The 24,072-nt window shown below is 43.2% G+C and carries 19 protein-coding genes; 7 read left to right on the top strand and 12 right to left on the bottom strand.

The genetic code is table 11. The features are described from left to right. Positions 1–373: 373 nt before the first annotated feature. The 3 genes from mfd to AB5627_RS12110 all read right to left on the bottom strand — a co-directional run bounded on the left by mfd (position 374) and on the right by AB5627_RS12110 (position 5,132). Entirely contained in the window at positions 374–3,829 is a 3,456-nt protein-coding gene (gene mfd / locus AB5627_RS12120) for a transcription-repair coupling factor (RefSeq protein WP_368369869.1), read from the bottom strand. A gap of 25 nt (positions 3,830–3,854) precedes the next feature. Then, positions 3,855–4,478 carry an aminoacyl-tRNA hydrolase gene (gene pth, locus AB5627_RS12115; protein ID WP_022288670.1) on the bottom strand — a complete coding sequence of 208 codons (624 nt, stop codon included), beginning with the start codon at positions 4,476–4,478 and terminating at the stop codon, positions 3,855–3,857. 180 nt (positions 4,479–4,658) lie between these two features. Continuing rightward, a complete protein-coding gene (locus tag AB5627_RS12110) occupies positions 4,659–5,132 on the bottom strand; it encodes a TM2 domain-containing protein (protein ID WP_022288671.1) in 474 nt (157 codons plus the stop codon). A gap of 143 nt (positions 5,133–5,275) precedes the next feature. On the opposite strand from AB5627_RS12110, the gene AB5627_RS12105 reads away from it, so the two are divergent. Then, on the top strand, positions 5,276–5,491 hold the full coding sequence (locus AB5627_RS12105) for a helix-turn-helix domain-containing protein (RefSeq protein ID WP_022288672.1): 216 nt from the start codon (positions 5,276–5,278) through the stop codon (positions 5,489–5,491). A gap of 47 nt (positions 5,492–5,538) precedes the next feature. On the opposite strand, the gene glmU is transcribed toward AB5627_RS12105, so the two are convergent. Continuing rightward, on the bottom strand, positions 5,539–6,966 hold the full coding sequence (glmU, locus tag AB5627_RS12100) for a bifunctional UDP-N-acetylglucosamine diphosphorylase/glucosamine-1-phosphate N-acetyltransferase GlmU (protein ID WP_022288673.1): 1,428 nt from the start codon (positions 6,964–6,966) through the stop codon (positions 5,539–5,541). Positions 6,967–7,191: 225 nt separating this feature from the next. Here glmU and AB5627_RS12095 point away from each other — a divergent pair, with 225 nt between their 5' ends. Further along, the gene (locus tag AB5627_RS12095; protein WP_022288674.1) at positions 7,192–8,010 is read left to right on the top strand and encodes an AraC family transcriptional regulator; all 819 of its coding nucleotides are present in this window, start codon (positions 7,192–7,194) and stop codon (positions 8,008–8,010) included. Between the two features lie 13 nt (positions 8,011–8,023). Continuing rightward, positions 8,024–8,518 (top strand): hypothetical protein, encoded by a 495-nt coding sequence (locus AB5627_RS12090; protein ID WP_022288675.1) that lies wholly within the window; start codon positions 8,024–8,026, stop codon positions 8,516–8,518. 177 nt (positions 8,519–8,695) lie between these two features. On the opposite strand, the gene AB5627_RS12085 is transcribed toward AB5627_RS12090, so the two are convergent. Continuing rightward, on the bottom strand, positions 8,696–9,694 hold the full coding sequence (locus tag AB5627_RS12085) for a glycoside hydrolase family 130 protein (RefSeq protein ID WP_022288676.1): 999 nt from the start codon (positions 9,692–9,694) through the stop codon (positions 8,696–8,698). Between the two features lie 606 nt (positions 9,695–10,300). Here AB5627_RS12085 and AB5627_RS12080 point away from each other — a divergent pair. Continuing rightward, a complete protein-coding gene (locus tag AB5627_RS12080; RefSeq protein ID WP_022288677.1) occupies positions 10,301–11,578 on the top strand; it encodes an aminotransferase class I/II-fold pyridoxal phosphate-dependent enzyme in 1,278 nt (425 codons plus the stop codon). Positions 11,579–11,737: 159 nt separating this feature from the next. On the opposite strand, the gene AB5627_RS12075 is transcribed toward AB5627_RS12080, so the two are convergent. From AB5627_RS12075 to AB5627_RS12055, 5 genes are all read right to left on the bottom strand, one after another. Then, the gene (locus tag AB5627_RS12075; protein WP_022288678.1) at positions 11,738–12,601 is read right to left on the bottom strand and encodes a carbohydrate ABC transporter permease; all 864 of its coding nucleotides are present in this window, start codon (positions 12,599–12,601) and stop codon (positions 11,738–11,740) included. Beyond that, positions 12,601–13,569, bottom strand: a complete 969-nt coding sequence (locus tag AB5627_RS12070; protein WP_022288679.1) for a carbohydrate ABC transporter permease — start codon at positions 13,567–13,569, stop codon at positions 12,601–12,603. The genes AB5627_RS12075 and AB5627_RS12070 overlap by 1 nt, the downstream gene beginning before the upstream one ends. 73 nt (positions 13,570–13,642) lie before the next feature. Then, complete coding sequence (locus tag AB5627_RS12065) at positions 13,643–15,010, bottom strand: ABC transporter substrate-binding protein (RefSeq protein WP_022288680.1); 1,368 nt, start codon at positions 15,008–15,010, stop codon at positions 13,643–13,645. A gap of 402 nt (positions 15,011–15,412) precedes the next feature. Then, complete coding sequence (locus AB5627_RS12060; protein ID WP_368369868.1) at positions 15,413–16,408, bottom strand: LacI family DNA-binding transcriptional regulator; 996 nt, start codon at positions 16,406–16,408, stop codon at positions 15,413–15,415. A gap of 138 nt (positions 16,409–16,546) precedes the next feature. Further along, the gene (locus tag AB5627_RS12055; RefSeq protein ID WP_038670282.1) at positions 16,547–17,185 is read right to left on the bottom strand and encodes a hypothetical protein; all 639 of its coding nucleotides are present in this window, start codon (positions 17,183–17,185) and stop codon (positions 16,547–16,549) included. 249 nt (positions 17,186–17,434) lie between these two features. Between AB5627_RS12055 and spoIVB the strand changes: the two genes are divergently transcribed. Both spoIVB and spo0A read left to right on the top strand, forming a co-directional pair. Beyond that, the gene (spoIVB, locus tag AB5627_RS12050; RefSeq protein WP_117856797.1) at positions 17,435–18,661 is read left to right on the top strand and encodes a SpoIVB peptidase; all 1,227 of its coding nucleotides are present in this window, start codon (positions 17,435–17,437) and stop codon (positions 18,659–18,661) included. Between the two features lie 270 nt (positions 18,662–18,931). Beyond that, complete coding sequence (spo0A, locus tag AB5627_RS12045; protein WP_022288684.1) at positions 18,932–19,714, top strand: sporulation transcription factor Spo0A; 783 nt, start codon at positions 18,932–18,934, stop codon at positions 19,712–19,714. A gap of 247 nt (positions 19,715–19,961) precedes the next feature. Here the strand turns inward: spo0A and AB5627_RS12040 are convergent, their stop codons facing one another. Beyond that, on the bottom strand, positions 19,962–21,377 hold the full coding sequence (locus AB5627_RS12040; RefSeq protein ID WP_368369867.1) for a sugar transferase: 1,416 nt from the start codon (positions 21,375–21,377) through the stop codon (positions 19,962–19,964). A gap of 281 nt (positions 21,378–21,658) precedes the next feature. Here AB5627_RS12040 and metF point away from each other — a divergent pair, with 281 nt between their 5' ends. After that, a complete protein-coding gene (gene metF, locus AB5627_RS12035; protein ID WP_022288686.1) occupies positions 21,659–22,513 on the top strand; it encodes a methylenetetrahydrofolate reductase [NAD(P)H] in 855 nt (284 codons plus the stop codon). A gap of 271 nt (positions 22,514–22,784) precedes the next feature. On the opposite strand, the gene AB5627_RS12030 is transcribed toward metF, so the two are convergent. Further along, entirely contained in the window at positions 22,785–24,059 is a 1,275-nt protein-coding gene (locus AB5627_RS12030; protein ID WP_289148441.1) for an ABC transporter permease, read from the bottom strand. Positions 24,060–24,072 lie beyond the last annotated feature (13 nt).

Raw genomic sequence — 24,072 nt, 5'->3', positions numbered from 1 at the left:
TTTCTAATGCGCTGTCTTAAATCAGCTTATCTATTATATCATATTAGCTAAGCTTTGTCAAGACTTTTCTTTGTGAATTCTTTATGTATTCGTTTGAACTCTTTTGCGAAGTTCTTTTCGAGCTACTCCTTAGGTCTCTTCTGTTCTCCCGAACCTTTTACCTTCGTTTCGCTTCTCTCTTTATCGCTCTCTCTCGAGGCGACTTGTTTATTTTATCACTTTTATGCCTTTTTGTCAACCCCTTTTTTTGCTTTCTGCTTTTTTTACACTTTATTTCACCTTTTTTCGTTCTTTTTGGATAGGTTGTCGAAGATAACGACAAAAGCGGTGCAGATTTTATACTCTGACACCGCTTTTCGCTCTTGATACCTCTTTATTTATTATCTCTCATTATTTTAACTGTATCCGACATAAGATCTGCCGCTTTCTGCTTTTTCTCCAACGTCACCGCAAAATACGGCTTATCTCCGTCAAAGAAACGTATCCTATTTTTATAAGCTCCATACAACGCTTGTATCTGCTCCACCTCTGCGGTTTTCACAAAGAACAGCACCTTATCCCCTCTTTGTGTTATTTCCTTTATGCCAAGCTTTGAAGCAGTATTTCTCGTAAGTGCAACGTTCACCAATCCCAGCACCGATTTCGGTGGATCGCCGTATCTATCTATAAGCTCGTCGATAACGTCCCTGGAATCCTCCTCATTGCCTATGGAAGCTATCTTCCTATAGCAATCTATCCTCTGTGACAGATTTTCTATATAATGGTCAGGTATAAATGCGTCTATGGATATATCCACCAAACAATCCTCAGGTGACGGTGGCAGAGCCTCTCCCTTTTGTTCAGCTATAGCCTCATTTAGAAGTCGCAGATACATATCATATCCCACCGCTTCCATATGTCCATGCTGTTTACCGCTGAGTATAGAGCCTGCACCTCTTATTTCAAGGTCACGCAACGCTATCCTGAAACCTGAGCCGAACTGTGTGAACTCTCTTATTGCATCAAGCCTTTTTGCCGCTACCTCCGTGAGTACCTTGCCACGTCTGAAAGTGAAGTACGCAAAAGCACGGCGGTTTGATCTTCCCACACGTCCACGGAGCTGATAAAGCTGTGAAAGTCCTAATCTGTCAGCGTCCTCTATTATAAGTGTATTTACATTCGGCACGTCAACACCTGTTTCGATTATGGTGGTGCAGACCAGTATATCTATCTCTCTGTTGCAAAGTTGCCGCCATATTTCCGACAGTTCCTCCTCGGGCATTTGTCCGTGCGCGAACGCTATCCTTGCGTCAGGGAGCATTTCTTGAAGCTTATTTGCGGTCATCATGATAGTTTCCACCCTGTTGTGGATATAATACACCTGACCGCCACGTCGCAGCTCCTTGCTTATGGCCTGCGCTATAACGCCCATATTATGCTCTATAACATAGGTCTGAACAGGGTGTCTGTCCATAGGAGGCTCTTCTATGACCGACATATCTCTGATACCGCTCATTGCCATGTTAAGCGTTCTTGGTATCGGGGTAGCCGAAAGTGTAAGCACATCAACGCCCTTGAAAGTTTCCTTGAACTTTTCCTTATGAGCAACACCAAAACGCTGTTCCTCGTCTATGATAACAAGGCCCAAGTCCTTGAACTTAACGTCTTTCTGCACAAGCCTGTGCGTGCCTATAATAAGGTCGATAGTGCCACGGTTAAGCTCTCTTATTATCTGCTGTTGCTCCTTTGGTTTTCTAAATCTCGACAAAAGCTCCACCTTCACCGGGAAATGCTCAAATCTTTTTATCGCCGTCTGATAATGCTGCCATGCAAGAACAGTTGTTGGCACAAGTATAGCCACCTGCTTGTTATCGAGCATACACTTGAACGCCGCACGGAGAGCCACCTCCGTTTTGCCGAAGCCCACGTCTCCGCAGAGAAGTCTGTCCATTGGGGACGGCTTTTCCATATCTGTCTTTATCTCCTGTATAGATCTTAACTGATCGTCAGTTTCCTGATAGTCGAAACGCTCCTCAAAATCTGCCTGCCAATCGTTGTCAGGTGAAAAAGCAAAACCCTTTGCCATTTGTCTTTGAGCATAAAGCTTTGTAAGCTCCTCCGCCATATCCTTTACGGCAGACTTTACCTTGTTTCGTGTCTTAGTCCACTCCATAGAGTTGAGCTTATTAAGCTTCACTGCCCCGTCATCTCTCGGACCTATATATCTTGACACAAGGTCAAGCTGAGTAACAGGCACATAAAGCACGTCCGTGCCTGCATATTTTATGGTGATATAATCCTTGGTTACACCGTTCGTTTCTATATTTTTTATTCCTGAAAATCTGCCTATGCCGTACATAGCGTGAACAACAAGGTCGCCTGTCTGTATATCCGAAAGGCTTTTTATCTCTTCTCCTGCCTTGTGACGGGATTTACGCTTCTTTGCACTCATGGCTTTCATCTGAGTGATAGCCGCACAGCCTATGTCAGGATAATCAAAGCCACCTGACAGACAGCCCGTGCGCAGGTATACTTTACCCTTTATTATCTCGCTGTCCTCAGTGAGGATCTCCGCAGAGATGCCAGCATCATTAAGGTCTTTATTTATAATAGGAAGCGTCTTTTCCGAGCCTGCCAGCACAACAGTGCAATACCCCTGAGAGCAGAGATTTTTCAGTTCTTCTTCAAGATTGATGATATTACCGCCCCAAGCCGCCGTTTGTCGGCAGTCGGTATTGATAAGCTTTTTGAACTTCACGCCGTTGTTAGAGCGCATAAAGCTGTCAAGAAACACTGACTTCATTTGTGTTATTTTTAGTTCCGCTTGTGGTATATCAAGATAAAAGCCCTCCAGCTTTCTGAAAAGTATGCCGTCCTCATAAAGAAGCTTCATATCCTCTGAAAGCTGAGCAAGAGCCGCCTTGCCCTTTTCGATACAGTTAGTATACTCCGACACAAGGCAAACACCGCTCTCAAAGTAATCAAACACTGTTGTGAGCTTGTCATAGCACACAGTATAATACTTATCAAGATTTGTGAGCGTGATACCGCTCTGAGCCGTTTCTATATCCCTTGAAATATTCGTTCTTATCTTATCGGTACGGCTTCCACGGATAGACTTCGACAAGGCTTCAAGCTTTGTCACAAGGTCATCAGTGTCAGGGAAAATTATCTCCAAGGCAGGGAAAACCGTTATCTCGTCTATTGGGTCGGTACGTCTTTGGCTTTCGGGGTCAAAATATGATATAGAGTCAACCTCGTCGCCCCAAAGCTCTATTCTCACAGGACGTGACTCCTGCACAGGGAAAATATCGGCAATAGAGCCTCTCACAGAAAACTGCGCCTGACCCTCCACCTGATCTGTTCTTGTATAACCGCCTGCAAGCAACTTGTTCGTAAGCTCCTCAAGGCTCAGTTCGCCACCTGTTTTTATCTCAAAGGAAAACTCTTTCAGCTTATCCTGCGGAATAGTTCCCTGCAAGCAAGCCTCCATACTTGCGGCGATTATCTTGCATTTGCCCTGAGTGATAAGAGAGAGAGCCTCCAGCCTTTTATGCTCATATTCTCTTGAAACGCCCTCCATGTATGCAAAGTTCAGATCCTTTGCAGGAAAAACGCAGGCAAGCTGTTCCCCTGCCATTTCGTTTATATCCCCTGTCATTCTAATGGCAGACGCTTCATCGTCGCATATAACAAGGCAAGGGGAAAGCCTGCTGAGAGCCATTGCGGTCTGAGCCTTGTGTATATTTGAAACGCCCGTGACCGCACAAGGGGTAAACCCTTTGAGCAGGCAGTTTTTCACATCTTTATAAAAGCCAAGACGGCTCGCCATTTCATAAAAAATATTCATCTTGCTGTTCTCCGAAAAAATATGCTTAATTGAACTTGTTCATAGCCTCGTTTATCTTGCCCTGCACCATAAGCTCCACAGCCTCGCAAGTGTTTTTATCCACATCAGAAAGCTTTTTCATTTCCTCGTCAGTGAATCTTGAAAGCACCCAGTCAGCCAAGTTGTAATCAGGGTGAGGCTTTTTGCCCACGCCTATTTTTACCCTTGGGAAATCCTGACCACCGCACAGTGCGATAATGCTTTTTATGCCGTTGTGACCCCCAGCCGAACCGTTTCTGCGTATCCTCATTTTGCCCACGTCAAGTGAAATATCGTCATAGACCACGACAACATTTTCAAGCGGTATATCATAAAAATCCATAGCGTCGCTGACAGCCTCACCGCTATTGTTCATGAAAGTTTCAGGCTTCATGACAAGACAGCTTTTTCCGCCTATAACGGCACGTCCCACAAGAGCCTTGAACTTATGTGTATTCACCGAAAAGCCGTATTTCTTTTCCATAGCCACCACCGCAAGAAAGCCTGCGTTATGGCGAGTATTCTCATAAGCCACACCGGGATTGCCAAGACCCACGATAATATACTCAGGCTTGCCCATTGCCGTTTCCCTCTCGGCAGACAATTTCTTTAATTTCTCGAATATATCCATTGTAAATTCTCCTATCTTTTATAATATGTCAGCCCCGACAGCTTATTCTATCCACGCACAATAACCCCGTCTTTATGCAAGACGGGGTATAAACAAAAGCCGACATTTTACTGTCGGCTTTATTATAGCATATGAGATTTTGTTTGTCAAACGAAAAATGAATAAAATCAGCAGAAAAGACTATACCAATATCATGCCGTTTGCGTCACTCTTTTTGCAAAGAGCAACGATCAACTCAATAAGAGCAATAATTGCTGGAATACCCGTCCAACAGAAAAGCAGATAGCACACGCCTGCACCTATTCTATGACTATAGAATTTGTGACCGCCAACTGCACCAAGGAAAAATGCCAATAAACAATATACAACTTTATTTACTGCAATAGTTCCATTTGCCAGAGTTGAAGATTGCTCATTCTTCATTTCCTGAGTATTCTGGACGTTGATGTTAATGCCATTTGGCGAATAAGGCAATGGATTCGGCTGCTCTTTTTCAAGCTTTGAAACAATGGTTTTAGTTTCTGTTTCAAAAATCTCCACCTCGTCATTAACATGAGGTACGAAATTAAGGTCAACAGCTCTCACTTCTTTGAGTGTTCCTCCGTCCATGCCAATAGTGATGATATCATTATCAATCGAAAGAATTTTAGACATACATATACTTCTCCTCTTACCATATTTTAAGACCATACGGTTTTAATATGTATAGCATAGCACAAAAATATGGTAAAGTCAATAGTACCAATAGGTACTAAAATCACTTTCTACAATTTATACAAAAAACAAGGAGAATTTTTATGTATTTCCAGAGATTAAGGGATCTAAGAGAAGATAGCGACATGAACCAAACGCAGATAGCCGAAATCCTTTTTACCAGTCAGACAGTGTATTCAAGATATGAGCGTGGTGCAAGAACTATCCCCGTGGAACACCTCCTTATCCTAGCCGACTTCTATGGCGTTTCCACCGATTATATCCTCGGCAGGACAAACAACAAAAAGCTAAACAAATAAAAGACCCTGCCTTACGAAAGACAGGGCCTTGTTTATATTTGGGTATATTACTTCTCCTCAGACTTGCCGTGGATAGCCTCGAACTTTTCTGTTCTCGCCTTGAGTTTCTTCTCGGCGTAGCCCTCTTTGATAGTCTCTCTGCCACGCTCGATAGCAAGTGCGTTGTCAGGGATATCAGTTGTGATAGTAGAGCCTGCCGCTGTGTATGCACCCTTGCCAACTCTTACAGGTGCAACAAGGTTTGTGTTGCAGCCTATGAAAGCGTTGTCCTCGATAACAGTTCTGAACTTCTTGTCGCCGTTGTAGTTTACTGTTACAACGCCGCAGCCGAAGTTTACGTTTGCTCCAACGTCAGAATCGCCGATGTATGTAAGATGTGCCACCGCTGTGTATTCGCCGATAGTGGAGTTCTTTATCTCCACAAAGTCGCCTATCTTCGCACCCTTCTTGATGTGTGAATTAGGTCTGAGCTGAACATAAGGTCCTATCTTAACGTCGTCCTCGATAACGGACTCATAAGCCTGAACGTTGTTGAGGTTTACGCCGTTTCCAACCGTTGTGTTCTCTATTATGCAGTTGTTGCCGATGTTGCAGTTCTCGCCGATAGTGGTGTTTCCTCTGAGGATAACGCCGCTGTGTATCTTTGTTCCGTGACCGATAGTAACATTGTTTCCAATAGAAACGCCGTCTGTGCAGCAGAACTCGATACCCTCGTCAAGCCACTTTCCTATTATCTCATATCTTGCAATGTCATTCAGTGCAAGCAGACCACGTCTGTCATTTGCACCCAGTGCAACATGAGGATTTGCAGAAATAAATGCGTCAGCCTTTTTGCCCTTTGCAATAAGAAGCTCGATACAATCTGTAAGATAATATTCGCCCTGAGCGTTCTCAGGCTTGATGTCAAAAAGAACTTCCAGCAGATCAGCCGTCTTGAACCAGTAACAGCCTGAGTTTATCTCAGTGATAGCAAGCTGCATAGGTGTGCAGTCCTTATGCTCAACGATTCCCGAAATGCCGTTCTCAGTGCGGATTATCCTGCCGTAGCCTGTAGGGTTCTCAACTCTTGATGTAACAACAGTTACACCGCAGTCCTTTTCAGTGTGTAATTCAAGCGCACCCTTGATAGTTTCAGCATCGATAAAAGGAGCGTCGCCACAGAGTATAAGTGTGTTTCCCTCAGCGTGAGCCTTAAGAAAATCAGCCGCCTGCATAACAGCATGACCTGTTCCAAGTCGCTCTTCCTGCATAACAGTGCAGATGTTAGCCTTTGACTTTCTTGCGTCAAGATAATCCTCTATCTGCTGACCCTCGTAGCCTTTTACAACGCAGATATCGTCAAGCTCCGCATTTTCACAGGCTGTCAGTACCCACTCCAGCATAGGCTCACCGATAACATTGCACAAAGCCTTTGGCATATTGGTCTTCATTCTCTTGCCCTGTCCGCCGGCAAGAATAATAACATTGTTCTCCATAATACAAATTCCTTTCAGATACGTCCCACAAAATAAGACTTGGCACTTTTGCACCATTTCCCTATTATTATAATACGGTTGGGATAAAAAGTCAACAGTTGGTTCATATTTTATCGCAATTTATTCTTTTGCTTGACAACATATTGCGACACTGCTATAATAAAACGTGTAGTTATCATGTTCATATATTGCAGTTTTTTCTGCTTCGGATATGGGGGAAAATATATGCAGAAACAATTCTATCCTGTTATAGGAACTGAAATAGCTCTGCCATTTTATATCATTGGCATAGGCGTGAGCTGCTGGCAGTTTCCTGTCAGCAGACCTGAAGGCTATGATTATCCTCAGCTTTTCGTCTGTATCGAGGGCGAAGGTGAGGTAACGGTAGACGGCAAGACCGTAAAAATAATGCCTGACAGCATTTTCTATATACCACCGCACTGTCCACACGAATATAGAGCCCTGTCCCATTCATGGTACCTTGACTGGGTGTGCTTTGATGGCAAGCAGGCTCTCGAACTGCTGAAAGAATGGGATCTTAACAACTTCCATGTTTTCTTAAACTGCGGTGCAGAGCGTATGCACAAGCTTTTTGACAGCGCATACTACACCATAAAAAGCGACAAAGCATATGGCAACTATTATGCCTCCGCACAGCTTTACGATATGCTTCTTGAATACCGCAAGCTTTCGGACGATAAGTTCCCATACAAGAGCCGTGTAAATTCTGACGCCGTCGCAAAGGTCATGAAATACACTGAGGAGAATTATTCAAAGCCTATAAAGCTCGCAGATATGGCGGCTGTGGCTGGGGTATCAGAACAGCACCTTTGCAGACTTTTCAAGAAAAATTTCAGCATAAGACCAATGGAATATTTAAACACAGTGCGCATAAGCCACGCAAAGGAGCTTCTTACCTACTCCTCAAAGACAGTTGCGGAGATAGCTTCGGAAACAGGCTTCAGCGACAGCTCGTATTTTTATGTTGTATTCAAAAAGCATGAGAACATTTCGCCTGCTGAATACAGGAAGATAAAGGCATAAGGTGGCGATAAATATGGAACAAAAATATATCTATTCCTTTTCTCAGATAGAGGATAAGGTCAAAGCTTTGCATGAAACCAATACTGAGGCTGCAGCAGCCGTTGCCCTTTCATGGCTGGGTCTAAGCCGTGATGAGCTTAAAACACTCAGGGTATCAGACTACAACAGCACAATGCGAATGCTCCACTCTGCAGACAGAGTGGTGTACGTCCGTGAAGATCTTATAGCAGATATGCTTAAAGCTATATGCGAGGAGGCTCCTGAATACAGCATGGGCTTTTTCATCACAGACGTGAACTCTGCATACGAAGTCGCAGAAAAGCAGGAGCTTTCCCCTATCAGCGTGCTTAAAATGAGATACTTCTACGAAAAGCACAGTGCAAAGCTTTCAGGAGAGCCTGAGGACAGAGTATTTCTCAAAGAGATACTGCGCTCAGTTGGCGAAAGCGAAGCTGATATGGAAAAGCAATTCGCCGAATACGAAAAGGACGCACCTGAAAAAATATAGACCATTGCCACTGCACAAATACATCGTCTATATGTAGTTCATTTGCCTACACATCTATTTGTTATAATTCACAAGACGGCTTTCAAAGCCGTCTTTTTTATGTCCTAACAACAAAAAAAGAGCAAAACCGAAGTTCTGCTCTTTTGTAAACTATTCTATTAGTCTATCAGATCGAAATTAGATAGAAGAATGGCTCTTTACATAGTCAACAACAGCGTCAACAGTTGTGTAAGCAAGACCTACGCAAGTGTCAGCACAGCCGTAGTAAATAGCAATTCTGCCTGTCTCAGCGTCGCAAAGTGTTGCGCATGGGAATGTTACGTTCTGAACGTCGCCTACGCACTCATAGATCTCTCTTGGGTTGATGAGATACTCGCCGCATCTGTACTTAACTTTCCATGGCTGCTCCTTGTCAAGGATGCAAGCTGAGAAGCTGTATACAAAGCCGTTGCAAGACTCAAGAACACCGTGATAGAAGCAGAGCCAGCCCTCGTCTGTCTCTATTGGAATAGGACCTGCACCGATCTTCTTGGACTCCCAGCCCTTGAGAGGTCCCATAACGTGTCTGTGCTCGCCCCAGTACTTCATGTCAGGTGACTGTGAAATGTACATATCACCGAATGGTGTGTGACCTGAATCAGAAGGTCTTGAGAACATTACATACTTGCCGTCGATCTTTCTTGGGAAGAGTACGCCGTTTCTGTTGAATGGGAGGAATGCGTTCTCACACTGATAGAATGTCTTGAAATCATATGTATAGCCTACGCCGATAGTTGGCTTCCAGCCGTATGCATTACACCATGTTACCCAATATCTGTCTTCGATGAAGCATACTCTTGGGTCATAGCCGTAGCCCCACTGATTTACTTCTTCTGTAGACTTTTCAGCCTGCTCGAACATAATTCTTGTTGGGTTGATGTTCCAGTGAATACCGTCCTCAGAGAAACCAGCATGGAGAGCCATGTTTCTTTCCTTATCGTCAACACGGAATACGCCTGCGAACTTGCCCTCAAAAGGAACTACCGCACTGTTGAAGATAGAGTTTGATGTAGGAAGAAGATTTCTAGGAATGATAGGGTTTCTGTTATCTCTCCAGATCACTTCATTGCAGTCAGCCGGCTTATCCTGCCAAGGCATATTTGGGATAGCCTGTCCGTTGATTACTTTAACGCTCATGTTAAAATCCACCTTTCATAATATAAAAAATACTGAGGCTGACCGTCAGGTCATGCCCTTGTTTTTATTCTTCCCTCGAATAGAAATGCGAAACTTTTCCCGCTTATTCAAGGCGATATCATTCGGCTTACCTTATCGGTAAAATGCCGCTGTTATTATTAAAACACACTTTCAGAAAAATTTCAAGCCCCTATTTTTGCTGAAAACGTTTAAAATTTATATGTAAACGTATTCTTCTTAAATTTAACATTTTATTAACAGTTTGCTTGGTTTCATATTTTTGCATCGCACTAAAAATATGCGACTTTATCCGCCTGCACGTCCGTTCTCCGCCCAGTCCATGATAAAAATGAAATATCAGGCAGTATTTTGAATGTAAATTATAAAAGTTGCCCATAATGACTACATTGGCATAAGCATATTCGTGCAAGTTTCTGATTTTTTGCAAGAATAGAAAAAAGCACTTGCAAAAACAGTGAAAAGGGTATACAATATAAGTAAGGATATCGGATACATTCGGCAGAGTGCGGCGAAAGTCGGGATTTGCCGAATTGTTCTGTATAATAGTGTACTATAATTTATAATTTACAAGTGGAGGACATTGATATGAAACTAACAGAAATGTCTGCAGAGGAACTGGCAGCATTCAAGGCGGAAGTCCAGAAAGAATATGACGATTTCAAGGCTCAGGGATTGTCGCTGAACATGGCAAGAGGAAAGCCGTCTGCCGAACAGCTCGACCTGACAGAGGGTCTGCTCACAGCAGTAAAGAGCAGCGAGGATTGTTTCGCTGAGGACGGTACAGATTGCAGAAACTACGGCGGTCTTGACGGTCTGCCTGAGGCTAAGGCACTTTTTGCTCCTATGCTTGGCGTAACACCTGATGAGCTTATCATTTGCGGAAACTCAAGCCTTAACATCATGTATGATACTATCGCAAAGTTCATGCTTTTCGGCACAGGCGACGGTGAAAAGCCTTGGAAGGACACAAAAGTCAAGTGGCTCTGCCCTGTTCCTGGATATGACAGACATTTTCTTATAACAGAAAAAATGGGCTTTGAGCTTGTAAACATTCCAATGGACAAAAACGGTCCTGATATGGATATGGTAGAAAAGCTCGTTGCTGAGGACGATACTATAAAGGGTATATGGTGTGTTCCAATGTACGCTAACCCTACAGGTACAACATACTCTGACGAAGTAGTAAAGCGTCTTGCAGCCATGACAACAAAGGCTAAGGACTTTAAGATATTCTGGGATAACGCATATTGTATCCACCACCTTTCTGATACGCCTGACACACTTCTCAACATTCTTGACGAGTGCGAAAAGGCAGGCAACCCTGACAGAGTTTATATGCTCGCCTCCACTTCAAAGGTAACATTCCCCGGTGCAGGCGTTGCAATGATAGCGTCATCTGAAAAGAACATCAAGTACCTCAAATCTATGATGACAGTTCAGACTATCGGTTATGACAAGATAAATCAGCTCCGCCACGTTAAGTTCTTCGGCACATATGAAAATCTTATGGATCATATGAAGAAGCACAGAGCTATAATCGAGCCTAAGTTCAAGATAGTTCTTGACACTCTCGAAAAGGAGATAGCACCTCTGGGAATCGGAAGCTGGGAGAAGCCAAACGGCGGTTACTTTATAAGCTTCAACGCTCTTAACGGCTGTGCAAAGAGAATTTGTCAGCTTTGCAAAGAGGCAGGCGTAGTCCTCACAGGTGCAGGTGCAACATACCCTTACAGAAAGGACCCTGACGATTCAAACATCAGAATTGCTCCTACATTCCCGCCTGAGAGCGAGCTTAAAGTTGCAGCCGACGTGTTTGCTACAGCAGTTAAGCTTGCAAGTGCAGAAAAGCTTCTTGCAGAATAATTCAACTAAGTCAAGATAACAATACTCTCTATATAAAAAAGCGATGACCTTGCAAAAGGCTCATCGCTTTTTTTGTTTGCCTATAAAGCAAAAGCGGTATCGACCTCCTAAAAGGTCATACCGCCCGCTATGGTAAGGAAATTAAAATGGAAATAAAGCTTATTCTTTTACAGCTCCCGAAACAAGTCCGCTGTAGATGTACTTTTGCAGTAAGAGGAATATAATAAGAGTCGGAATGATACAAATTACGATTCCCGCAAAAACTACCTCCCACTGTACAGAAGTGGCATTCATAAGATTGTAAAGCACAGTTGAGATAACAACGTGGTCATCATCAGGCATATAAAGCTTTGGAGTGTAGAAATCGTTGTAGATACCAACGAACTTGATGATAAGCACTGTTGCTATTGCAGGCTTGAGGTTAGGGAGAATTATGCTGAAATATACCCTTGGATAAGAAGCACCGTCCATAATAGCACTTTCGTCCAGGGAATATGATATCTGTCCCAAAAACTGAATGAAAATATAGATAGAAATGATATCAGTACCGATATTCAAAATGATAGGTGCAAGCATAGATCTGTAAAGACCAAGCTTGTAAACTATCTGGAATACCGTTACCTGCATTGTGATATTAGGCAGAAGCGTTGCAATAAGGAACGCTGTCTTTACTACTCTTGAAAAATAGGTGTTGAAACGCTGAACGACATAAGCCGTCATCGTACCTGTTATTATCGAACCAACGCAGGATACAACAATGATTATAGCCGTGTTTTTGAATGCAAGAAGAATGTTCTGTGTAAAAAACGCTGTCTTGAAGTTCTCCCACTGAGGCACTTCCGGAAGAGTGAACACCGTGGTGTTTGAAAGCTCTTTGTAGGTTTTCAGCGAGCCTATGAGCACAACAAGTATCGGTACTATTACTATAAGACAACAGAGTATAAGAAAAACATACTTGATAATGTTCAGTACCCTTGAGCCGATATAAAGCGGCTTTGAATCTTTGTTTTCATTCTGTGCCATTATTTCACAGCCCCCTTTCTGCTCCTTTTGTTCTCCTTAGGGGTCTTGTCGTCCTCACGGAAGAAGTATTTTTGTATAAACGTTACGATTATCGTTATGATAAGCAGCACGATACCCATTGCCGAAGCAAGGCCCACCTTTTTCAGCGAGAACGCTGTGTTGATAGTCTTGATAACGAATGTGGTAGTGCCCATCATGCCCTTTGTTGTGATATATGGTATCTCGAATACTGAGATAGCACCCTTTACAGCAAGGATAAGCTGCAATGAGATGATAGGCTTTATGCTTGGAAATACGATATATCTGAAATTCTGCCATGGGTTAGCACCGTCAAGGTCAGCCGCCTCATAAAGATCAGGGCTGATAGACTGGATAGCACCGATATACATGATGATATCAAAGCCTATGTATTTCCATATGGAAATGAACACCAAGCAGCAGTTTGCAAGAAACGGCCTGTCAACATCGAACCACAGTATCGGGTCAAGACCCAGTGTGGTAAGGATAGTGTTGAGCGTTCCGTCAGGGGTAAGACCCTTTTGACCTTTGAGGAAAAATCTTTGGAATATGATAGATACCGCAACGCCGTTCATAAGATAAGGGAAGAAAAGTATTCCCTTGAAAAGTCCCTTTGCTCTTATCTTTGAGCAGAGGATAGACGCCAGCAGCAAAGCCAGTGCCTGCTGAATGAATGAACCAACAAGATAATAAAGGCTGTTCTTGAAAGTTTCAAGATAGTCCTTGTCAGTGAATATCGTTACATAATTTGAAAATCCTGCATATGTAGGGTTAGTGCCGTATGGATCTCTGTTCTGAAAACTGAATATGACCATATCCAGAGCAGGGATAAAGGTAAACGTTACAAGCAGGATTATCGGCAGTGCAAGAAACAGTATAGAAGTATAGAACTTTTTACCCGCATAAGTCTTTGACCACTGTGCAATGCCTTTTCTATTGCCGTTTTGCATTTGAGGTCCTCCTGAACACAATTATCAGGCACAGGAACAATGCCTGTACCTGATAAGGGATTTATCTTAGATCTTAGCCGAGAACTTTATCTCTTGCAGCAGCCCACTTCTTGTTTACATCAGCGATGATCTCGTTGAAACCGTCGTCGCCCTTGCCTGCGAATGCTGCCTCAGCAAGCTTGATCTTGAAGTTGTCCTCGTCGCCCTGCCATACGCCAACGCCTGACTCCTTGTCGATCTCGTCGAACTTACCAACGAGGTCATCCGGACAAACAGCCTTCTCGAAGAATACAGCGTCCTTGAATCCTGACAGTGTGCTTGGAAGCTCCTTGTTCTGAACTGTTGAGATCATACCCTCCTGCTCAGAGAAACCTGAATCAGAAACGAACCACTCAACATATGCCTTTGCAAGATCCTGATTCTTGGAGTTTGCACTTACGCCGAGAGTATAGTCAGGGCCTTCCTCTGCGTATACCTTTCCGTCAGCTGCTGTGATAGGAACAGGCATATAACCGATATCGTCAGGGTTCTCAGCCTTTTCCATGAACTGTGAAACTGCCCATGAACCCATTACCATTGTAGCGATCTTGCCCTCGCCGAACCATACCTTTGATGACTCCCACTCTGTGTTAGCGTGGTCTTCTTCAAGAAGGTCAGGCTTTGAGAACAGATCATACATCAGCTTGTATACTTCATAATAGCCGTTGCCCTCTACAAAGAGGTCGCTCTTATCCTGAAGAAGCTTGTTCTCAGCGTCAGCACCACCTGCTGCTGAAATAACAAGGTTCTGCCACTGAGTAATAGTCCAGCTTGCATCCTTGAAGTTTGTGTAGTAAGGGATAGCGTCTGTGTTATCCTTGATGAGCTGAAGATCTGCAAGGAACTCGTCAGGAGTCTTAGGAGTTTCTGTGATACCAGCCTGCTCCCATATCTTCTTGTTGTAAAGAACGCCTGTAGCTGTTCCGCCTACCGCAAGTCCGTAAACATTGCCGTCAGCCGTCATCTTCTTGTCTGACCAGCGATATGTGTCCTTGAACTCGTCATAAGTTCCGAGAGATACGAAATATGTAGGAAGTTCCTCAAGCTTAAGGCTTGAAGGGATACAAAGAACATCGCCGTAATCATCTGTACCCATTCTTGTTGCTACATCTGTATCGTAGTCCTTGTATGCAGTGTATTCAACTGTGCAGTTGTAAGCTTCCTCAAACTTGTCTGTGAGAGCGTCGAGCTTGCCGTCCTCTTTTCTGTCAGTTCTGTTCGTAAGAACTTCCAGTTTTGCACCCTTTGCGTCGAATGAGTCTTTGATATCAGCCTGCGATACTTCAGGTGTAACAGCCTTGCTGCTTGAATCTGTAGAGCTTCCGCAGCCTGTGAACGCACTCATTGTTCCCATTGACAAAACCAGTGCCATTGCACCGGCACATATCTTCTTTGCTTTCATACTTGATAACCTCCGAATTAGCTTAATTTTATTAAGTAAATTAATTTGTCTCCAACGACAATATTAAGTATACAGCCTAAATAAAATTAAGTCAATATCTTTTTAGAAATTAATATCTTTTTAATCTCAATTTTGTAAACAAACATAAACTTTAAGACCTGAATTTTAGCAATATGCACAAAAAAGTGGCGACAGTCTTAACAAAGACTGTCGCCAAGATCAGACAACCGACACAACCAACGGGGTCATGTCGCAAACAATAGAAAATCATAGATTAGAAAGGTGCACTTAATAAGTACAGGTCTATTATAACTTAAAATTACTTATTTGTCAATAGCAAAACAAAAAAAGATCAACAAACACTATGTTGATCTTTTTGTTATATTTGCTAATAAAAGCGCACTATATTCTCTTCACAGAGTCCTTTATAACTAGGTCACCCTCGATAGTTATTATCCTTGGCTTGCCGTCAGGTTCTTCCATTCTATCCATAAGTGTCATTACCGCAAGGTCCGCCATATAATCTGCATCAACGTTTATAGTCGTGATAGTCGGGTCTGAAACTTCGGAGATCAAATAGTTATCATATCCCACAATGGAAATATCCTCAGGCACGTTATATCCCATGCCACGGAGCTGTCTTATCGCACGGTAAGCAGCCTCGTCGCAGTTGCACACGAAAGCCGTTGGCATATCGTCCTCAGGGAAAGTCATAGTGATAAAATCACGCTTGTAACGATCGTCGATACGCCACTTTTCGTTGACCTCATAGCCATGCTCTATCATAGCCTTTACATAGCCCATATATCTGTCAAAAATACTCGTTGTGGCAAATTTACTTCCTATGTATCCTATCTTCTTGTGACCCATTTTTATAAGATATGAAGTAAGCTTGTAGCCTCCGCTGTAGCCATTTGTCACAACAGCGTCCAAGTCTAAGGACGGCACATAATAATCAAGCAGTACAAGATCTTTCACATTGTCATTAAGAAGCTTTGCATAATTCTTTGAAAGCTGTCCCAGTGAAATAAGTGCTGAAACCTGCTTGTCCTTGATACAATGCGGGAGCATGAGCCTGTCCTCATCCTCCTGATCCAGATTTTCCATTATGCAGAACATATTCTCTTTTTTGAGCCTTGTTACAATAGCGTTATACAATGCCCAATAAAATGAACCGTTAGGATTAATGAATTTTGATGGGATAAGCACACCGATAGTATTACCTCCCCTGTTCTGAGTGCTTTTCACGCCCACATAACCCATTTCGTCAGCGACCTGCTTTATCTTCTCTCTGAGGGCATCGCTAACTCCGCTTTTTCCTGCAAGGGCTTTTGACACAGTGACATTACTTGTGTCACAGGCTTTGGCTATATCTATAAGTGTAACTGCTTTCTTCAAAATTCTCACCGCTTTTTCTTCTTAATGAACTCCTTAAAATAAACTCTGATAACATTCTCATTCAATTATATCATTTTATGACATAAAGTCAATAGAATATTGCAAAATCTCACATTTACACAAAAACGCAGACCAAAATCAGTTGATAATGCTCTCAACAGGAGCATTATCCCTCTCTCTTTGCAGTCTTTTTCGCTCAATGAGTTTTCTTATTATAGTGCAGATGAGCAGAGTCGCTGATATGACAGCAACACCTATTATAGGATAAAATCTCCACATATATTCCTTATCCATATTCTGCAAAGACTGATCTACAGCCGAATTGCTCAGCTTGTCCTGTATCCTTTTTATAAGATATCCGCCCGCTTTAAGAAACGATATCATGCCCCCAAGGCTAAGTATAAAGGAAACGATATATTTTTTGAAAAACGCAAACAATATTCCTGCAAACATAACAACAACGCCTGCCGCCATTGCCCACAGCACCCACTTTGGCGGAACGGGTTCTATATACTTGCCCATGATGCCCACGATAGTTACACCGCCGTAGAAAAATCCCGAATACGCAAACGGCACTATCATAAGAAGCTTCAAAATAAGATAATAAACAGGCTCACCGTTTGGTTTTGTGCGTTTCGCCTTTTTCATCATCTTTTTCGCTGAGCGGCTCTGCCTTTCTCTGGCTTCCTCACGCTCTCTCTGTTCTTCAAGCTCCTCTTCTTTTCTGAGCCTGTCCTGCTTTTCTTTCTGTGCTTTAAGTCTGTCTTTTTTTGACATAATGTACCTCTTTTATGTATTAAAATATTATCGTATCATAGTTTTCTCATCAGATATTTTATTATATCATAGTATGCCACGAAATTCAACACATACAAATGAAATTTTCTTCCTTTGCACTGTTAAGAAGGCAGAATAAAATTGAAAAAGGCTTTCCAAGACAAATAATACTTGTGCCGACGGCTGAATTAAATTTCTCAGCAGGTCAACAATAAAAGCGAAAAGAAAAACAGAAAGGAACGTGAAAAAATGTCGTCATTTTTCAAAAAAACAGCCTGCGTCACAGGGATAATACTGCTGGGGCTGTTTGGTCTTATAGGATTTTATTCCACAACGCTCCCCGATTTCTACCTTGTTTCAAAGGGCAGCGAGCTTAGCGTGAACTCCTTTTTCACCATATCCTCAAAGCCCTGCGAAAGCAAAGTGACAGTGGCGGTGTCAGGCGGTTCGTCAGGAGCATCACGATACACAAAAAATATGCTCATGCTTTTTGGGGCAGTGCCAGTCAAGGAGGTTGAATCAAAGACAATGGAAAGACCAATGCTTTATCCCTGTGGACAGCCATTCGGCATAAAGCTTCTCACAGAGGGCGTAATGGTAGTCGATCTGCAAAAGGTGGATTCTTCAAGTCCTGCCAAAGATTGCGGTATAAGAGAGGGCGATGTTATAGTATCTATCGACGGAGAAAAAGTCAAAAGCAACGCAGACGTTGCAAAGATAATAAGAAGCTCAAACGGTGAAGCCTGCTCAGTGCGCATAAAGCGTGGAAGCAATGACCTGACCTTCAAGCTATGCCCACGCCTTGAGAGCGGAAGCTATAAAGCGGGAATGTGGGTGCGTGACTCCTCCGCAGGTATAGGCACGCTCACATTCTATGACCCTGAAAACGGAACTTTCGGAGGTCTTGGTCACCCCGTATGCGACGCAGACACAAAAGAGCCCCTCCCCCTCTCCGCAGGCACAGTTGGCGAAATAAACCTCACAGGCTTCAACAAGTCACGCTCAGGCTGTCCGGGACAGCTTTTGGGCGAGTTTGCAAACTCCGCCTCCACAGGTGATATCCTGAAAAACTGCGAAAGCGGTGTGTTCGGCACACTGAATGCAAACCCTTGCCCAAATGCAAAAGAGTTTCCTCTCGGCTTCCGTCAGGAGATACACCCCGGCAAAGCCAAAATACTCTCCTCTATTGACAATGACGGACCAAAAGAGTACGAAATTTCTATCGAGCAGATAAATCTCTCAGATTCTGCCGAGCATGACCTTGTTATCAAAATAACTGACAAGACGCTTCTTGAAAAAACAGGGGGCATTTTGCAGGGCATGAGCGGCTCGCCTATCATTCAGGACGGAAGACTCGTGGGCGCAGTGACCCATGTTTTTATCGAAGACACCGCCAAAGGCTACGGTATCTTCGCTGACGAAATGTATTCAAAGACCTCAGAGCTTGCCGAAAGCACCATAGAAAACGCAGGTTAGCGACCTTTGCCGATCGCTGTCGATTTATGAAAAGGCTTTGCATAGAGAAAAATATCATCTGCAGTCGAACAATGCTTAATTATCTTGTTTTGACATATTCACGCACTGATATTTGTACACTTTGCATTAATAAGTCGATAATTTGTTGACGATTTTTCTAAAAAACTATTGCATTTAACAAATAAATGTGTTATCATTTATCTTGTGAAAGGGAGTTAAAACAAACGCTCTCAAACAAAAATGACAGATTATACGACGGAGGAAATGACAATGACAAACAAGATCAAAATTCTTATTGGCGACGATTCGGCACAGTACGGGGTAGCATGTGCTTCCTCACTGAGAGCAATGGGCTTTTTCGTGATAACACGTCCCAAGGACGGACTTACTATCTATGACGCTATCAAAAACGAACAGCCGGACGTTGTTATCGCAGACGCAGTGATGCCGAGCCTTGACGCAATCGAGCTTATCAGAAAGATACAGAACTCGTCCTATCAGAAACCGCTTTTTATAATCACAAGCGCCTATGAGAACTCATTTATAGAAACACAGGTCATGAACGCTGGAGCATCATATTTCATGCTCAAACCATTCGACATAAAGATACTTGGCGAGAGGATAAAGTCCATGCTGGATATCGACACCGATATATCCTCCGACTCAAGCTATACGAAAAACAAGCAGAGCATAAACCTTGAGATAATCGTCACAGACATAATCCATCAGATAGGCGTCCCTGCCCACATCAAGGGCTATCACTATCTCAGGGAAGCTATCATACAGTCCGTGAACGATAAGGAAATGCTTGAAAGCGTTACAAAGCTATTATATCCTGCAGTGGCAAAAAAATTCGCAACAACGCCCTCCAGAGTGGAAAGAGCCATACGCCATGCCATTGAGATAGCATGGGACAGAGGAGATATCGACACCCTCAACAGCTTCTTCGGCTACACAATAAACACAGGCAAGGGCAAGCCCACAAACAGCGAATTTATCGCACTTATCGCAGACAAAATAAGCCTTAAATTCAAGACCACCATGGCGGTCTAGGGGTCATAAGTCATATATGCAAAAAGAGCAGAACGCATTTTCACGTTCTGCTCTTTTGTTACTTGTTGATAAATGTAGGGGCGAACAGTGTTCGTCCGTCTTTGTTCGCCTGCTAAATTTGCAATAAGACAAACTTTTTCGCTTTGGGTGTGACGTTGCATTTCTGAACACAGGCGACCTCAGGTCGCCCCTACACACAATACAAAAAAGAGGGCGAAAATGATCCGCCCTCTGCATTTTCATATTATCACAGCTTTATCTCTTCGCTGTTCTTTTCGTCTTTGCTGTTGTCATGCTCTATCCTGTCACGGTGAGTTTCAAGAGGAGCTGAATCCTTTACGCCCTCAGTGGCTTCTGGTATAAAGCAGGTCTTTACCGTCATAAAGAATATTCTAAGATCAAGCATAAGCGACTGATGCTCTATGTACATAAGGTCAAGCTTCAGCTTGTCATAAGGCGTAGTGTTATACTTTCCCATTACCTGCGCATAGCCCGTAAGTCCAGCCTTGACTTTCAGCCTGTATTTGAACTCAGGCATTGTTTTTTCATACTTCTGCGCGATCTCAGGCCGCTCAGGTCTAGGTCCTACAAACGACATATCGCCCTTTAGTATGTTTATAAGCTGCGGAAGCTCGTCTATCCTTACTTTTCTTATAAGCTTTCCTATAGGAGTGATACGGCTGTCATTTTTCTTTGCAAGGGTCGCACCGCTTTTCTTTTCAGCGTCAACTATCATGCTTCTGAACTTGTATACCTTGAACACCCTGCCCCCTGTTGTGAGCCTTTTCTGAGAATAAAGCACAGGACCGCCGTCATAAGCCTTTATTGCAATAGCCGTCACTAGCATGAACGGCGAAGCGATAACAAGCGCTGCTGCTGACAACAAAATATCTAGCGTTCTCTTTACCGCACGCTGTTCCCAGCGCAAGCCGTCATTTCTCGCCAGCAAAAGGGGCGTATCGAAAATGTGGAAATCCTCCGCACCCCTTACGATAATATCTGACAGCTTAGGGTTTATATAAGTCCTGATAGAATTTTCAAAAGTAAATTTCAAAAGCTTGTTTCTCAGGTCATTTGGGATATCCGAGATTATAACAGCCTCGTGTTTTAATATCTCACGCTCGATATCCTCAAGGCTCTCCTCACTGCTTATAGAAGCGCATATCCTGTATTTGTCATTTCTCACGCTCATTTTTGAAACAAGGTACTTAGCGTTCTTGTTTCCATAAACGATTATCATTCGCCGTGGAGGGTATACCGCCTGATATATCCAAGTGAAAACATAGCTCCACGCAAAGGCTATGGCCACCTGAATTACCGTCATAACAAGTATGGGCGCTATGTTGAGCCTGCCTCGTCCGATAAGAGAAACGAGTATAAATTCTATAAAATTCGCACCCAGCACACCCAGCACCTGCGAGCCGAAAAGCCCCGTGAATTTATCATATCCAAGACGGAAGCCGTTAAAGGTCTTTGCCATGGATATATAGAGCACCGCATAGATAGCCACCATAAGAATGTTACCATTATGCCAGAACGGGTCACGCATCGCCTTGTTGTAATAGTTGTTCCAAACCGTGTCGAAGCACTTCATAAAGGCACAGATTATAACAAGTGCGCTGAGATAGTTAAGTATCTTTTTGAACTGATCTCTGTTATTCAACAAAAAACCGCCTTTCTCTGCTGTTTTTGTTATCTGCTCAATGAGTAAAGTATAGCATACTTTTCGCCAATAATCAAGCATTACACACAAATTTCACCGACTGCCACCTTTTTCAGCTTGATTTTTCAAGATAATACCTGTATCTCCATTCGATATAGTTTTAAGCTATGATAGACTATAAAATAAAAATTATTGATTTACTAGGAATTTTGTGTTATAATGTACTTTGCAGAAAAATAAAAAATATATTTTTATATAGATAACAGAAAAGAGGAAAATAAATGAAGACCTGCGAGCTTTTCAAGAAAAAGACAACATTATCCTTTGAGGTGTTCCCACCAAAGAGTTCAACGCCTGTTGAGAGCATATACAGCACAATATCACAGCTCCAGCCACTTAACCCTGATTTTATCAGCGTAACATACGGAGCAGGCGGAAGCACGAACAATGCAACTATCGACATATGCTCGGCTATAAAAAATCACCACAAGATAGAGTCGGTGGCACATCTTCCATGCCTTTATCAGACAAAGGAACGAGTATTAGAGCAACTTGAAGAGATGAAGTCTGCGAATATTGAGAACATACTTGCTTTGAGAGGTGACAGAAACCCTGATTTTGAGCCGGCAGGTGATTTTCACTACGCTTCCGACCTTGTATCTTTCATAAAAGAACACAGCGACATGAACGTAATAGGCGCATGCTATCCTGAATGTCACCCGGAGTGCGACAGCATAGTAGATGATATAAAGCACCTGAAGGATAAAGTAGACGCAGGCTGTTCACAGCTTATCACCCAGCTTTTCTTTGACAACAGCACATTTTACGATTTCAGAGAAAAAACAGCCATAGCAGGGATAAACGTGCCTATCGAAGCAGGAATAATGCCTGTGACCAACAAAAAGCAGATACTTAGAATGACAACTCTTTGTCATGCGACCCTGCCGAAGAAGTTTCTAAAGATAATGGACAAATACGAGAACGACCCAATAGCAATGAGAGATGCAGGCATAGCCTATGCGGTATCGCAGATAGTAGATCTCATCGCCAATGATGTAGACGGCATACACCTTTACACCATGAACAATCCATATATAGCGGAGAAGATATGTGAAGCGGTGAAGTCGCTTTTCTGATCTACACAAACGCAAGCAGGCGGAGAATTGATCTCCGCCTGCTTTTTTGTTTTCCGCACAGACCAACTGTAGGGGCGAACAGTGTTCGCCCGTTTCATTTTTTCACGATCCTACTGATTATTACATTGTATAAACACTGCACCCAAATGTAGGGGACGGCGCCCCCGACGTCCCCACATCGAAGCGTTAAGGTTTGATTTATCATAAAGCTGTGTAGGCAAACAAAAGCGGGTCAGAGCTTTACACTCCGACACCGCTTTATTATAGCTTATTATTCATATCTCAAAGCGTCGATAGGATTGAGCTTCGCCGCCTTTATGGACGGAATAAGTCCAAATACTATTCCAACTACCATTGAAAATACCACCGACACTACTATTGACGCCGAGGATATCGCCACAGGCACTTCCGCTACCTTCGCTATTACCTGCGAAAGCCCTATGCCCGTCAGCACTCCGATTATTCCGCCTATGCTCGTAAGCACTGCCGCTTCTGTCAAAAACTGTGCAAGAATTCTCTTTTTCCTTGCTCCCAGTGCTTTTTTCAGTCCTATCTCTCTCGTTCTCTCTGTTACCGACACCAGCATAATATTCATTACGCCTATACCGCCTACCAGCAGTGAGATGCTAGCTATCCATATAAGCATCTTATTAGTCGATGAACTCAGATCCTGCAATGACTTCGCCTGCTCCAGCAGGCTATCGCTCTTGTATTCCACAGAAGCGCTGGTTTCCTTGCTTCCGCCCTTTACAGTCGAAACGTTCTCGTTAAGAATATCCGCCGACTTTTTGCCCGCATTCGTCATCGAGTCCGTGTCCACAGCCTTTACGATACAGTTTTCTGGCTCGTCATAGCGGAAAACTATCCCCCAATCGTTTGTGGGGATAAAGATAAGTCCGCTTGATGTCTGATTGTATGTGTAGTAGTCCTCCACTGAGCTTATAACAGGCTCAAAGTTTGAATTTTTCACAGCCACGCCTATTACAGTGAACGGCTCGCCACTTATATCTATGACCTTTCCCACAGGGCTTTCACCCTGGAAAAGGCCCTCTGCAAGCGTCTTGTCTACCACTGCCACCTTGTCAAATTTGGTAAAGTTTCTCTCCGCAAAGCCCTTTCCCTCAACTATCTCGTATCCAACAGTGTCAAAATAATCCTTGTCTACTCCGTATATAGTTGACGAATCCATTTTGTTGTTAAGATAAAACAGATTGTCAGGATTGTTTCTTGTGCGGTAAAAAGTGCTTGACTCCACCTCTTTAAGCTCGTTGATACGTTTTTTAGTGTCCGATGTGAACATTGCCACATTAGACGGCGGCGCTTCATAAGAAAAGTCGCAAACAGTGTCGCCATTTGAAAGCTGGATCTTCACAGTGTTGTTTCCTGCGCCGATAAGATTGTTCTTTATCTGCTCATTTGTACCCTTGATAGTGGAAACTATAGCAATGATAGCCGCAATACCGATAATGATACCAAGCATAGTAAGAAACGAGCGTATCTTATGTGAAAGTATTCCCTTAAATGAAAGTCTGATATTTTCTATCATATTATCCGCCCCC

This window comes from Ruminococcus sp. RTP21198st1_G1_RTP21198_201120, assembly GCF_040924265.1.
Taxonomy (GTDB): domain Bacteria; phylum Bacillota; class Clostridia; order Oscillospirales; family Ruminococcaceae; genus Hominimerdicola; species Hominimerdicola aceti.
The sequence above is the reverse complement of the archived record's forward strand: the minus strand, read 5'-3'. Positions and strand labels throughout refer to the sequence as shown.